This window comes from Calothrix sp. CBUCES-K 9914 (assembly GCF_059640475.1).
In genome coordinates this window covers 1-12,956 of the sequence record NZ_JBXXZH010000104.1, presented here as the reverse complement: position 1 = coordinate 12,956, position 12,956 = coordinate 1, and the positions used below count along the sequence as shown (strand labels likewise).

General features: G+C 37.4%; 11 protein-coding genes and 3 pseudogenes. 9 read left to right on the top strand and 5 right to left on the bottom strand.

Annotated elements, in window-relative coordinates; all coding sequences use genetic code 11:
• Nucleotides 1–101 precede the first annotated feature (101 nt).
• The gene (locus AC2JBO_RS22280; protein ID WP_496955841.1) at nucleotides 102–425 is read right to left on the bottom strand and encodes a hypothetical protein; all 324 of its coding nucleotides are present in this window, start codon (nucleotides 423–425) and stop codon (nucleotides 102–104) included.
• Between the two features lie 321 nt (nucleotides 426–746).
• On the opposite strand from AC2JBO_RS22280, the gene AC2JBO_RS22275 reads away from it, so the two are divergent.
• Nucleotides 747–1,025: a histidine kinase dimerization/phosphoacceptor domain-containing protein gene (locus AC2JBO_RS22275; protein WP_496955840.1), complete on the top strand. Its 279-nt coding sequence runs from the start codon at nucleotides 747–749 to the stop codon at nucleotides 1,023–1,025.
• Nucleotides 1,026–1,029: 4 nt separating this feature from the next.
• On the opposite strand, the pseudogene AC2JBO_RS22270 reads toward AC2JBO_RS22275, so the two are convergent.
• Nucleotides 1,030–1,218 (bottom strand): annotated as a pseudogene (locus AC2JBO_RS22270) (histidine kinase); the annotation flags it as partial.
• A gap of 177 nt (nucleotides 1,219–1,395) precedes the next feature.
• On the opposite strand from AC2JBO_RS22270, the gene AC2JBO_RS22265 reads away from it, so the two are divergent.
• Together AC2JBO_RS22265 and AC2JBO_RS22260 are read left to right on the top strand one after the other, a co-directional pair.
• Nucleotides 1,396–1,608 carry a hypothetical protein gene (locus AC2JBO_RS22265; RefSeq protein ID WP_496955839.1) on the top strand — a complete coding sequence of 71 codons (213 nt, stop codon included), beginning with the start codon at nucleotides 1,396–1,398 and terminating at the stop codon, nucleotides 1,606–1,608.
• On the top strand, nucleotides 1,595–1,786 hold the full coding sequence (locus tag AC2JBO_RS22260; RefSeq protein WP_496955838.1) for a hypothetical protein: 192 nt from the start codon (nucleotides 1,595–1,597) through the stop codon (nucleotides 1,784–1,786). The genes AC2JBO_RS22265 and AC2JBO_RS22260 overlap by 14 nt, the downstream gene beginning before the upstream one ends.
• Before the next feature lie 32 nt (nucleotides 1,787–1,818).
• On the opposite strand, the gene AC2JBO_RS22255 is transcribed toward AC2JBO_RS22260, so the two are convergent.
• On the bottom strand, nucleotides 1,819–2,019 hold the full coding sequence (locus tag AC2JBO_RS22255) for a hypothetical protein (protein ID WP_496955837.1): 201 nt from the start codon (nucleotides 2,017–2,019) through the stop codon (nucleotides 1,819–1,821).
• A 220-nt stretch (nucleotides 2,020–2,239) separates the two neighbouring features.
• Nucleotides 2,240–2,539 (bottom strand): annotated as a pseudogene (locus tag AC2JBO_RS22250) (ABC transporter transmembrane domain-containing protein); the annotation flags it as partial.
• A gap of 428 nt (nucleotides 2,540–2,967) precedes the next feature.
• Between AC2JBO_RS22250 and AC2JBO_RS22245 the strand changes: the two are divergent.
• From AC2JBO_RS22245 to AC2JBO_RS22235, 3 genes are all read left to right on the top strand, one after another.
• Nucleotides 2,968–4,587 carry an ABC transporter substrate-binding protein gene (locus tag AC2JBO_RS22245; protein WP_496955836.1) on the top strand — a complete coding sequence of 540 codons (1,620 nt, stop codon included), beginning with the start codon at nucleotides 2,968–2,970 and terminating at the stop codon, nucleotides 4,585–4,587.
• On the top strand, nucleotides 4,587–5,615 hold the full coding sequence (locus AC2JBO_RS22240; protein WP_496955835.1) for an ABC transporter permease: 1,029 nt from the start codon (nucleotides 4,587–4,589) through the stop codon (nucleotides 5,613–5,615). Before AC2JBO_RS22245 ends, AC2JBO_RS22240 begins: the two co-directional genes overlap by 1 nt.
• Nucleotides 5,616–5,765: 150 nt before the next feature.
• Nucleotides 5,766–7,679 carry an AAA family ATPase gene (locus AC2JBO_RS22235; protein WP_496955834.1) on the top strand — a complete coding sequence of 638 codons (1,914 nt, stop codon included), beginning with the start codon at nucleotides 5,766–5,768 and terminating at the stop codon, nucleotides 7,677–7,679.
• Nucleotides 7,680–7,784: 105 nt separating this feature from the next.
• On the opposite strand, the gene AC2JBO_RS22230 is transcribed toward AC2JBO_RS22235, so the two are convergent.
• Nucleotides 7,785–8,609, bottom strand: coding sequence for a DUF2887 domain-containing protein (locus AC2JBO_RS22230; RefSeq protein WP_496955833.1), 825 nt, complete (start codon nucleotides 8,607–8,609; stop codon nucleotides 7,785–7,787).
• A 347-nt stretch (nucleotides 8,610–8,956) separates the two neighbouring features.
• On the opposite strand from AC2JBO_RS22230, the gene AC2JBO_RS22225 reads away from it, so the two are divergent.
• From AC2JBO_RS22225 to AC2JBO_RS22215, 3 genes and pseudogenes are all read left to right on the top strand, one after another.
• Entirely contained in the window at nucleotides 8,957–10,807 is a 1,851-nt protein-coding gene (locus tag AC2JBO_RS22225) for a serine/threonine-protein kinase (RefSeq protein WP_496955832.1), read from the top strand.
• A 24-nt stretch (nucleotides 10,808–10,831) separates the two neighbouring features.
• Nucleotides 10,832–12,160 (top strand): FAD-dependent oxidoreductase, encoded by a 1,329-nt coding sequence (locus tag AC2JBO_RS22220; protein WP_496955831.1) that lies wholly within the window; start codon nucleotides 10,832–10,834, stop codon nucleotides 12,158–12,160.
• A 93-nt stretch (nucleotides 12,161–12,253) separates the two neighbouring features.
• Nucleotides 12,254–12,956: pseudogene (locus tag AC2JBO_RS22215) on the top strand (hypothetical protein); the annotation flags it as partial.

The following is a 12,956-nucleotide window of genomic DNA, read 5'->3' as shown; positions in this document are numbered from 1 at the left end:
AGAATACCTAAAATTCTGAACGAGTGATTTTTAAGAAATATTAAGATAAGTAACAATTGCTTAACATTATCCCCCTTCTCTTGCCCTCGCCCTTCCACCTCTTACACAAGCACAGCTTGGGAGTTTTGCATAGCACAACTTGTTTCAGCATGTCCAAGTCGCTCTAAAACTTGTTCAGCGGTGATTAGACGCTTGATAATAACTTGACCAATATTTTGGTTAGCTATGGTTTGGGTTGGTTTTACCTCAACAGTTATAACAGCATCTTCAACGCTCGTTAGCCACAAAACTTCGTTCTTTTCGACTAGACAAACACCTATACGTTCGATTTGTGGAGCGCGGCGCCATGCTGCAAATTGCCACAGTCCATCTGACCCCCATACCCTACCAACAGCCCAGCCTTCAGACAAAAAGAAGTATTTCACAGTAAGTATCTCTTTTTTATAACTAAAATTGCTGTTTATAGTAACGCAATATTTTCCAGCTTATCAGGTATATAAATTCGTTTTTAATTTTTGTTTATATTCTTTTTATCATGTGTTTGCAGCTACAAATATACTATGATGTCAATGTTATTTACTGTTGTAGATGTTATTTATATTTGTTAATTATAAAGTTTTATAGAACAGTCAAAACATTAATACTTATTTAATACCTAAAAATGGAAACACCTGAATGGCAATGCCATACTCTAAAATTTTTATGTATGATTAGTAAATTAATACACGTTGTAGGCGATAAACAAAGTGCCAGAAGAACGCCATACACCCGAAGAACTAACAAAGGTTCACGAGCAATTGTGGCAATGTGTCTTGCAATTTGGCAACATTACTGCTATGCAAGAGCGAAACCGCATTGCCCGTGATTTGCATGATTCTTTGGGACATGCGCTAACTGCTCTAAACATTCAACTTCAAACAGCGGTTACACTTTGGCAACTTAACCCAGAAAAAGCACAACGGTTTTTGGCGGAAGCAGTCCGCTTAGGTGGAGTTGCAACTAACGAAGTTCGCCAATCTGTATAAATGCTGCTTCTCGGTAAAGGAAATTGTTATACTCCTCATTCTTTTTACGTAGATTTTCAAACACCTCGGTAACAGAAAAAGCTGGTACTGCCTCTGGGATAAACGCAGGTTCTGTTTCTAGTTTCGGCGCCAGTAAAGGATTTATGCGAGTTTGCGTATAATCTCTGACCGAATTTATTGTTTGGATCAGAATCCTGGCTTTAGTTGTAACTCCATACTGCGCTCTTTGCTGAAGTACGGTTGATAAAGCGGCGCCGAGCGAGTTAGAACAATTGTTTCAAATTTACAATCACCAGCCCGCTTGTTTTAATTTGTCAATAGATAAAAATTTTGATTTGTTAAATGAGGAACAATATAGGAGTTAGATCGATTGAAACAAACAACACTTGACGCATTATTAAACGCTTACGCACAATTACACCAAATCGTTGAAGGGTTATATAATGCTCATGATGATGCGGTAGTAAATAACGATGACGAGCGTGCGAGCTTATTAGTTAGTAGAGCTAATAAAATATATGATGAAGTAGAAAATTTAGAAGTTATTATATCTCAGAACACAAGCAAGAATGAAAACAATTGAAGAAAAAAGAACTCGGATTAAAGAACTCAGCGAACTCGCGGTCAAATTGAGTAAAAAAGCGACTGAAGTATGTTTAACTGACCGAGAACAAGCTAAACATTACAGACAACAAGCAAGAGAAGCAGTTTCTCAATGTGAAGTATTGAGACAAGAAATTAAACGCCAACAAGCAGTCTAGCTTTTCGCAGTCTGTTTAGGAATAACCAAAAATTAAATATTTTGCCACTCACGAGCATCTATAAAACGAGATAAATGTCCGACATTAGTGGTTGCAATTATAACTTCATTGCCTTCATCCTTAAACAATAAAGCTTGAGCAGCTAAAATAACATCCCCATCAAGTGCGTCTGGTGACGCTGTTGGGTATCCCCCTTTTCGCGCAGTTGCCCATAGTTCTGCAGCTTTTAGCATCACCTCTGTGAACATATATACGATTTTATCGGCACCTTGGTAGCAAAATTTCCAATAAAGATTTACGCAAAACCCTTGATTTTTCAAGCTTTGAGCGGGAATGAATCAGCCCTGCCTTATTAAGGCAGTAGGGGGGATCGATTCTATACCTTGCAGTATTTAAACCACCTCTCCTTCACTGCGAATTAAATCTAAATAGGCGCCATCAACTTGCTTCACACGCAATTACAGTAGTGGCTAATTTACCCGAAAGAATATTGGCTAAAGTATCATTAAGGTGGATACGGTTACTAATTTCCCCTGCAAATCTTTGGTCGTAAAAGCTCACAGGTAGATGGAGAATATGCCATAAAAACTGACTCGACATTCCTACAGACAGCTTAATTTTCATTTGGCGTAACGACTGTAATTGTAGTAACGTCAAAAATCCCATGACTCCAGTTGTCAAAATAATTCCTAAAATCAACGGGGATAACCACTCTCGTCTACCTTCAATCAAAATGTTATCGACAAACACCTGGAAAATATATAACTCCTGCTAGCTTGGCTCCAGGTTCTTGTGCGTCTATATTGGCAATACGAGTTCCCGGCGCCATAACTTGTCCAGGGTTTACAACAAGTTCTAAAATGCGTCCAGTATAATTGCTTGTAATGTGACTATTATTATTTATTTGCCGTTCTAGTACCGCAATATTACGTTTTAATTCTAGAATTGCGTTTTGCCGCGCGCAGGTTGCTATTTACGCAAATTCGATTTTGCAGTGATTGTTATCTTAGTTGTATATTTGGAACTATTTTGGTTTGGCGCCAGACTATGGGAAGCACTGTGAAGCACGCTCAGTGCTTATTACGGTGGGTGTGCCATTCGGGCGCCAAAGTTGTAAAATGTCTGACCATCTAGTTTAAGCCACGTATAATATTAAGTTTATGTATAGGTTGGCACCTTTTATGCGACGTTTTGGTCGAGTCAAATTAGTTATCAGTTTGTTTTGTCTATGTCTACTTTTGGCTGTGGGTAGCGCGCTGAGTCCCCAATTCACGACTCCTGTATCAGCGTCGGATAGTCGTATTACTATTGGTACGACGAATAAACCTCGAACTCTTGACCCAGCAGATGCTTATGAAACCGGGTCACTGGGTTTAATTTATAACATGAGTGATAGGCTTTATACGTATAGAGTCGGAAGTACAGAGATTGAACCACAGCTTGCAACAAGTTTACCCAAGATTAGCGCTGATGGTTTGACGTATACTATGCCTCTACGTCAGGGAGTTGTATTTCACGATGGTACACCGTTCAATGCCAAAGCAATGGCGTTTAGCTTAGAGCGGTTTATCAAGAATGGAGGTAAACCAGCTTTTTTACTAGGGGATATTGTTGAATCTGCCACAGCTACAAGTGAGTATGAGTTAACGATTAAGTTAAAAAAACAATTTGCAGCTTTTCCTTCGTTGCTTGCTTTCTCAGGGGTATGTCCTGTTTCTCCTAAAGCTTATGAAATAGGTGAAGGTAAGTTTAATCCGAATACTTTTATTGGTACTGGACCTTATAAATTAGCAAACTTTGCTACTGATAAAATCCAGTTTGACGTTTTTGATAAATATTGGGGCAAAAAGCCATTAAATCAAGGTGTAACAATTCAAATCTTGAGTAGTGGAGTAAATATATATAATGCATTTAGGAAAAAATCGATTGACGTAGCAGGTTTATCGATGGATGCTGACCAAATTCGTAGCTTGCAAAAAAATGTTGAAAAAGGTGATTGGCAGGCAATTGCTAATAACGGTAACGTTACATCCTTTATGGCAGTCAACCGTAACCAAAAACCTCTCGATAACCCATTGGTAAGACAAGCAATAGCTGCAATGGTTGACCGCAGTATAACGTTAGAGCGGGTTAAGTATGGGCAAGGACAACCGCTATTTAGCATGGTTCCTAATACCTTTGATGTTTATAAACCAGTGTTTAAAGAGCAGTATGGTATCAATGGTAATCCAGTAAAAGCCCAACAATTGCTCAAACAAGCAGGTTTTACAAGAGAAAAGCCTGCCTCATTAGAACTTTGGTATCGTTCTAATGTTCCCACAACAGCTTTAACGGCAGTAGTTATCAAAGCTATTGCGAATAAAACAATGGATGGGTTGTTACAAATTCAAACGAATGGTATTGACTCTACCAGCTTTTATAAAAACGCTCCTAAAGGAGTTTATCCATTAAGTTTAGTTGAATGGTATCCAGATTTTCTTGACGCCGACAACTACGTTCAACCATTCTTACAGTGTGAAAAAGGTACACCAGAAAAAGGCTGTGAAAAAGGCGGTAGTGTTTCCCAAGGTTCATTTTACTATAACGACAACATGAACCAACTTATTGAAGCGCAACGCAAAGAACAAGACCAAGCAAAACGTAAACAAATATTCGCCCAAATTCAAGACATCCTTGCTAAAGACGTACCATATATTCCCCTATGGCAAGAACAAGATTATTTGTTTGCCCAAAACGGAGTTAAAGGTGTCAAACAAGACGCAAGCCAATTATTAATTTACAGCGGAATTACAAAAAACTAATGTCACGTTCAAAGGCTCTTACATATTATGTTGTGACGCGCTTACTACTGGCGCCGCTCCAAATACTAACAATTGTCACAATGGTGTTTTTGTTACTGCGTGCAACACCTGGCGACCCTGTTGATGCTATTCTTGGTGGTCGGGCGCCTGATAGTGCAAAAGAAGCAATGCGAAAACAATTAGGTTTAGATTTACCTTTGCCGTTCCAGTATCTCAACTACTTGGGAAATTTGATTTTCAAGTTGGATATGGGTAAATCTATATCAAGTCGCGGTAAAAGTGTTTGGGATATTATCGGTGAACACTTCCCCGCAACTGCTGAGTTAGCGGTATTTAGTATTGTTGTGGCATTACTTGTTGGTATTGCTGTTGGTACACTTTCTGCTTCACGTCCTGGTACTTCATTTGATATCGGTGGTAGACTATTCGGCATTATTACTTATGCTCTGCCAATGTTTTGGGCAGGAATGTTATTACAATTAATCTTCGCCGTTAGTTTCGATATACTACCATTAGGAAGTCGCTTCCCCGTAACTTTAGAGGCGCCTCCAAAACTCACAGGTTTGTATACTATAGACAGTTTACTAAGTGGTAAATTTATCGAGTTCTTTACAGCAATCAAATATTTGATACTACCAAGCTGTACCCTAGGAGTATTACTAAGCGGCATATTCGAGCGCATCGTTCGAGTCAACTTGAAACAAACCTTACAATCAGATTACGTAGAAGCCGCAAGAGCAAGAGGCATCCCCGAAAACAAGATTCTCTTTTCCCACGCTTTGAAAAACGCCTTAATTCCTGTTATCACCGTTTTAGGATTAACTTTTGCTTCGTTATTGGGTGGTGCCGTCCTCACCGAAGTTACATTCTCATGGCCAGGTTTAGCAAATCGTCTGTTTGAAGCCATCAACGAACGTGACTACCCAACCGTACAAGGAATTATGGTATTTTTCGGCACCATAGTAGTAATGGCGAGCATCAGTATCGACATCCTTAATGCCTATGTTGATCCTCGTATTCGATACTAATAGTTAACATACGTTGATTGTAGAGACGTTACATGTAACGTCTCTACATTTAATACACTGTCTCTTTATCAACCGCTTAAATGCTCGATTAAAGGAAGATGCAAAAACTAGGCTTTTCACTTGCTTAACTCATCCATTATTTGGTCAACTGTGCCACGAAACACTTTACCTGAGTCATACTCTGCCTGTGCTGAGGCAATATTAGCAGCAATTTCATCGCGGCTTCAAGATTGGGAACTCGGCTTATACAATCTAAATCAAATACGCTTATACAGCCTTCAAGCAAAACTTATTAATCAATCTTTGAATGAATCGCTTCGTAAAATTTCTTCAGAAACACTTATATTTTGTGTATCAAAATTGAATTTAGAACAGCTTGAAGAAATACGCTATACGTGGAAGGAGGGGATTGATTTATATCATAACAAAATATTCAATAATCCTGTGAATATTGTTTGCCGAGCTTTCTGGGAACTTAGTAAAATAGAACATGAAGATTATTATCACTGTAAATTTGAAAGTAAAGGATGTCTTTCAACAATAAGCGAGGCTTTTTCTATAATTTCTAATTTACCCTATGCACAAGAAATGGTTGCCCTAGCGAAAAATCTAAATGCTTGTTTAGAAGCAAAAGAATTAGCTACTATTGCTATGCTTCAAATACAAATCATGCCTAGTGGATCTTTGCTTTGCCCATATACTTGGCAAGCTTTAAGTTATTTTGAGCGGGTTATTAAAGATGCTCGCTTTGTTCAGCGTAGTATATCTGTCACAGCTAAATCTACTGCAATAAATCGAGCTTTAGAAGAATTAAGTAATATTCCACCTGAAATTGATAATCTATCTCAAGTAGAAAAACATTGTTTAGATGTTATAGGATTAATTGCTAGTAATTGGAAAAAATCTTTGTCAAGGGTAGTTGCTAAGTTAAAAGAAATTTCTATTCTTGAACCTGTTATTAATCCTTACATAGTTGGCGACCCAGTAGAAGGAAAATTATTTGTAGGACGAGAAGATGTGCTGAGGCATTTAGAAGAACTTTGGATTTCAGGGCATCAAGTACAATCAGTAGTAATTTATTCTCACCGACGAATGGGTAAAACTTCAGTCCTGCTTAATATTGCAAGTAGTCTAGGCTCAAGTGTACAGGTTGCTTATGTAAATCTTTTACGTTTGGGAGCGATTTCTGAGGGAGTGGGAGAGGTGCTGATGGCAATTACTGATGCAATTTCCGAAACTATGAACTTCCCACCTCCAGACGATGAAAAACTTATTAATCTTCCTTATCGCACGTTTGAACGTTACTTATTACAAATAAACGCTCAGTTAGAGAATCAAAGTCTTATTATTGCTATTGATGAATTTGAACAATTAGAAGAACTAATTACGACTGGTAAAATTCCACCCAATTTTATAGGATTTTTACGGGGGTTAGTACAAATGAGTCCCAAAATAGCTTTTGCTTTTGCTGGCTTGCATACCTTAGAAGAGATGACACAAGATTATTTTCAACCGTTTTTTGCTAGTGTCATACCCATTAGAGTTGGTTTTCTAACAACCGAAGCGACTTCTCAACTTTTAGTTAACCCTTCTGAACATTTTCCACTTACTTATACATCTGAAGCATTAGAGATGATTTATAATTTAACTGCTGGACAGCCTTATTTAGTTCAATTTTTAGGTTTTCAGCTAGTCCGTTACTACAATGACCAGGTTTTTGAGCATAAGCTTTCTCGCGAACCTGTTTTGTCATTTGAAGATGTGGAAACAATCATAAATAATTCTGACTTTTTCAAACAAGGAAGCTATTACTTTACTGGTGTATGGGGTCAAGCTTCACAAGGTGCAATAGGACAACAAAGTGTTTTGCGTATATTAGCTTCAAATCCAGAGGGTTTAAGCATAGAGAAAATTCGGCGCCAGGTTACGGATTTAGATGATGTTGCAGTTACATTTGCTCTAAATACGCTTCAGCGGCATGATGTAGTCGGACAAACCCAAGGACGTTGGCGTATTATTGTAGAGTTGTTTCGGCGCTGGATATTACAGTTCAGTAATAAGTAGGAAATTTGACACTTAACTAAACTATCATGTTTAAAAAGTTGCTAGCTAATAATTTAACCGTACCTTAAAACCCGCGCAATTTATCAGGGGATTGGTGTATAAAATTTATTGAGCTTCTAACCAAGGTTGTAAATCGTCTAAAGAATTAAAATCTAATAATGCCTCGCTCAAATTTTCAAGAGTTGGTAAGGGTAAACTCTCTATTTGCGCTCTCATTTCTTCAGATAGTGAGTTCCCAAATCGTTTCTTCAACTGGCGGAAGATAACCTTAGCAGCTTCTTCTTCTTGTGCTTCTTGATAAACTCGTGTTTGTTTTAACGTAATGCCTAGCATAGTATCTATATCCCTTCGACTCAAATTTTCAAATTTGTAAACCATTATTGATGTCACCATCTCTAATATAGCGCTACTCAATGCTGGAGATTCTTGCTGTGAGCGTTCCAGTAAATGCTTTGCCTCTACAGGCGCCACTTTTTCACTCAACGTAGTCAGCACCATTAAAGCCACATATATTGGTAAACTGCGTATATTTCCCAGTTTGTTCAAATATACTACATGTACTTGCCCGCCATTGAGGAACGAGCGATGTGGGTAAACACTGCTTTGCTCTACACTCTGCGATGGATAAATTACAACAGCTTGCCAATCACTAAATTTCGCACGGTTGCGGTAAAAATATTGTGAAGACTCGGCAAATAATCTCTCATACAACATTTCGTCCTTCTGAAACTGAACTTCACAAAAATACACAGTTCCAGGTTCTTTGGTTTCCGGTGGCAAGAATACACCATCTATTTCAAATTTTGGCTCCTTGACAACAACACAATCAAATCTGTAAGCTTCTGCATTTGCTGGCGCCGTTTTAAGTAGTTGGAATAGTGCAATTGGTGATTGTTGGAAAAGTTTGTAGAATACTGAATCTCGTTTCATTCTTCACCCCGATAAAATTTTTAGTGACTCAACAAAAGCTCAAGTTAACCTAGCTAAATACTTACAGCGCTTTAGTAAAACTAATATACTATGGTAAAAATGTTTGAATGCAAAGTTGCTATGACAGAATTTTTACTGGCACTAAAGAAATAAAAGGTTTATCTAAAGTGTGCTTGCAGGCACCAAAAATTAAATTAAACATATTGTGAGATGGGGTTTTGTGGGATGGGCATTCTTGCCCGTCCCTTGATTAACGTATGGTTAAGCTTAGTTTTACCTTTTGATTAAGTGTGAAATATGTTTGTACGTATATACTTATTTATATAATTAGGCTTTACTCTTAACTCATGCTAGAACCTGGAACTATTTTAGGTGGATGCTATAAAATCATTCGGCTTTTGGGTATTGGAGGATTTGGTGAAACTTATGAAGCAGAAGATTTAAAACGTTTCAACTGTTTGTGTGTTGTTAAAAGACTTAGACCACAAATCAACTTTTCTGTTTTGGAGATAACAAGAAAGTTGTTTGACCGTGAAGCTAGAACACTTCGCGAATTAGGTGATGAACACGAGCAAATACCTCAATTATATGCTTATTTTGAAGAAAACCAAGAGTTTTATTTAGTTCAAGAGTATATTGAAGGAGCTACATTAACAGATATTCTTTTGGAAAGAACGCTGTCTGAATTTGAGGTTATAGATTTCTTAAAGCAAGTTTTGAAAGTTTTAGATTTTATTCATAATCATAATAAACGTGTTATTCATCGTGATATTAAACCAGCAAATTTAATTAGACGCAGTAAAGATAATAAAATTGTTTTAATTGATTTTGGCGCCGTTAAACAAACATTTCAAGAAGCTTTAAGTGACCCAAGCACACTAGCTATTGGCACTCCTGACTACATGCCATTAGAACAAATTCAAAAAAGACCTTTGCCTTGTAGTGATATTTATGCTTTGGGTATTGTTGCCATTCAAGCTTTGACTCGTGTACATCCCGGAAAATTAACAAGAAATGTTGATGATAATATAAATAACTTATTTAATATAAATGCTTCAACTGGATTAAAAAATGTTTTAAATAATATGGTTCGTACTCAGTCAAGCCAAAGATATCAATCTGCATTTGAAGTCTTAAAAGCACTTGAACAGCTTGAACCTCAAGCGCAACAAACCAAACTTCCTGATATCCAAATTTCATCCAAAAAACCAAACCAAAAATTTTTAAGGTTTTTTAAATGGGTTTTAGCTGGTTTTGCGATTGTAAGTTTGTTTTCGATATTATCAGTTTTAGCAAATGATTCTCCTTTAGTTTGTATATTAAACAGCGTTCCTGAAGGCAACTTTAGCTATAGCGGCAGTACTACTTGGCAACTTTTTAGAGATGATGTAGAAAAAAGCATTGAAAATACTTGTCCTCAGTTTAAATTGAATTTTTCGCCTCGTCCGGGAACTGGGCCAGGTTCAGGATATGGAATTCAATTATTATTGAAAAACCAAGCTAATTTTGCCATTTCTTCTCGTAATGTTTCAGATGCAGAAAATAAACAAGCTCAAAATCAGGGAGCGATGTTAATAGAGGAACCTATTGCAATTGATGGAATTGCTGTTGGGGTAAATAAAAATTTACCAATTGATGCATTAACAATTAATCAACTTCGTGACCTTCTTACAGGTAAAATTATTGATTGGAATCAACTTGGTGTGTCAAACAGTTCAAAAATAAATAAAATAAATGTTTATGAAGGTAGCAATTCTAGTGTTAATGAAATATTAAAGCTAAAGGTTTTAGGAAATAATGAGCTTCGTGAAGATGTGAAAAAAATAGAGAATGCTCCAGGTATCACTGAAGGAATGATAAAGGTATTTCGTGATCAAAGTGGTCTTTTTATGGTTTCATCTGCACATTTAGCTCGCCAATGTCAAGGAAAAGCTCTAGCTATTGGTACAAACTCTTCAAATCTAGTATCTCCATATAAACAGCCACTAGTACCTTTAGCAAAATGTACACCCAAAAATCGAAATAAACCAAATGTTGCTGCTTTTAAAAATGAGACATACCCACTTACAAACCGACTGTTTGTCATTTACAATCAAAATAATCCAACTTCCAAGCAAGTGGGTACTGCTTACATCAAGCTACTTAAAACGGCGCCACGTCGAAAATTGATTGAAGAAGCAGGTTTTGTTGCAATATAAGGGTATGATTTACCAAGTACTGAAATGAACTCTAAAAATGCTATTGTAATCGGCGCCAGTATAGCAGGGTTACTCAGTGCGCGCGTTAGTAGCGAACATTTTGCTTCAGTGACGATAATTGAACGCGATAAATTACCGTTATATCCTGAAAAGCGTAGAGGTGTACCACAATCTGTACAGCCACATGTACTATTGACACGTGGTTATCGAATTCTTGAAGAGCTTTTTCCTGGTATTAGTGTAGAACTTACCGCAAAAGGAGCCCCTAAAATTGATTGGGTGCGCGAGTTTCATTACTTTACTCGTGGAAATTGGAGTCTTAACCCAGATATAGTTTCTGATATAACTTCCTTCACTTGTTCACGTCCACTGCTGGAATGGGCAGTTCGTTCTCGGTTACGCGAGATAGCAAATATCAAGTTTGTTGAAGAACACCGTGTTGTTGGTTTAATTGGTGACTCTGATAATATGCAAGTTACTGGTTTAAAAATACAGGATATAGCTAGCGGCAATATACAAGAATTATCGGCTGATTTGATTGTCGATGCAAGTGGACGCGCGTCAAATGCTTCGCAGTGGTTGAAGGAATTAGGTTTTGCCGTTCCAACAGAAACTGTAATTAACCCATTTTTAGGTTACGCGACTCGACGCTACAAACAACCTACTCATTTTACTGGTGACTGGAAGGTTATGCTAATTGCCCAACAGGCGCCTAATAATAAACGCTTGGGATATTTAGCTAAAATCGAAAATGGGGAATGGATAGCAACGCTTGGTGGTTATGGACACGATTATCCACCGTTAGATAATACAGGGTTTTTGGAGTTTGCTCAAACTTTGGGCAGTCCAGAATTTTATGAAGCGATAAAAAACGCAGAACCAACTTCACCTATATATGCTCACCGTGCTACCGCTAACCGTTGGCGCCATTATGAGAAAATTGAAATGCCAACTGGTTTTGTTGCTTTAGGTGATGCAGTTTGTGCGTTATGTCCTGTTTACGGACAGGGAATGACGGTTGGTGCTTTATCGGCTATGGTATTACGAGACTGGTTGCAAACAAATAAATTGGTAACATCACGCTTTCAACAACGGTTAGCTAAAAGTAACCAGTTCCATTGGATGTTGGCAACACAGCAAGATTCTCAGTTTCCCACAACATCAGGCGCCAAACCAGCTAAAACTAACTTTGTCCAGAAGTTTTTCGCATGGTACAACCAGAAGCTGATAGCGAATATCAATCTTGACCCAAATTTATATGCCTTATTTACTAAAGTCTCACATTTATTAAAATCACCACTCGCACTCTACCACCCAAAAATCATTCTACAGATTTTAAGAAAATCGACATAAACCTTTGTAGAGACGCGATATATCGCGTCTCTAACCTTGACACGTTTTATAAAAGTCGAAATATACTCTAAATGTACCCCTTATCAATGATGCATGAACTGGATTCCTTTACGAGAACGAATTGATACGCTACCCTTAGTTCTTGCTGGACCTATTCTACGACGAACTGACAACTATTCGGTTACTGTATGGATTGCTTTAAAGGAAAGTCGCACGGTAACTTTAGTAATTCTAGATACTAATAAAAATGCTTTAATTACCGTTAGGGAAAAGACTGTACAAATTGGTACTAATTTACATATTGTCGCTATTACCGCACAATCTAATTATTCCATACTTAGAAACGGTGAAAATTATTTATATAATTTAGCTTTTAATTCAGGTGAAACTTTAAATACTCCTGGTGTATTAAATACATCCGGTTGTATTTCAGATATTGCATATCCCGATGTATCTTCAGAATTTGATTTACCTTCGTTTGCACTTCCTCCTAATGATATAAATGATTTACGTATTATTCACGCTTCTTGTCGTAAGCTGCATGGTGAAAGCTTGGATGCAATGGCTTCCTTGGATAAAATTATACGTGAAGCTTTGGCAATTTCAGCAAAACAACGTCCTCATCAACTTTTCCTTACAGGTGACCAAATTTATGTAGATGACGTTGCTGATGCGCTATTATTTATGCTCATGGATGCAGCAGAAACACTGTTAGGATGGTCTGAACCTTTACCTGATGTCAAAAATACTGACGAGTTAAAACCCGGTCAACGTAACAATTTAGCTACAAATATTG

Bases quoted from the DNA above. Each gene is read 5' to 3' on its own strand.
- AC2JBO_RS22260 (WP_496955838.1), top strand. From the start codon at position 1,595: ATGAAAACAATTGAAGAAAAAAGAACTCGGATTAAAGAACTCAGCGAA.
- AC2JBO_RS22255 (WP_496955837.1), bottom strand. From the start codon at position 2,019: ATGCTAAAAGCTGCAGAACTATGGGCAACTGCGCGAAAAGGGGGATAC.
- AC2JBO_RS22245 (WP_496955836.1), top strand. From the start codon at position 2,968: ATGCGACGTTTTGGTCGAGTCAAATTAGTTATCAGTTTGTTTTGTCTA.
- AC2JBO_RS22240 (WP_496955835.1), top strand. From the start codon at position 4,587: ATGTCACGTTCAAAGGCTCTTACATATTATGTTGTGACGCGCTTACTA.
- AC2JBO_RS22230 (WP_496955833.1), bottom strand. From the start codon at position 8,609: ATGAAACGAGATTCAGTATTCTACAAACTTTTCCAACAATCACCAATT.
- AC2JBO_RS22225 (WP_496955832.1), top strand. From the start codon at position 8,957: ATGCTAGAACCTGGAACTATTTTAGGTGGATGCTATAAAATCATTCGG.
- AC2JBO_RS22220 (WP_496955831.1), top strand. From the start codon at position 10,832: ATGAACTCTAAAAATGCTATTGTAATCGGCGCCAGTATAGCAGGGTTA.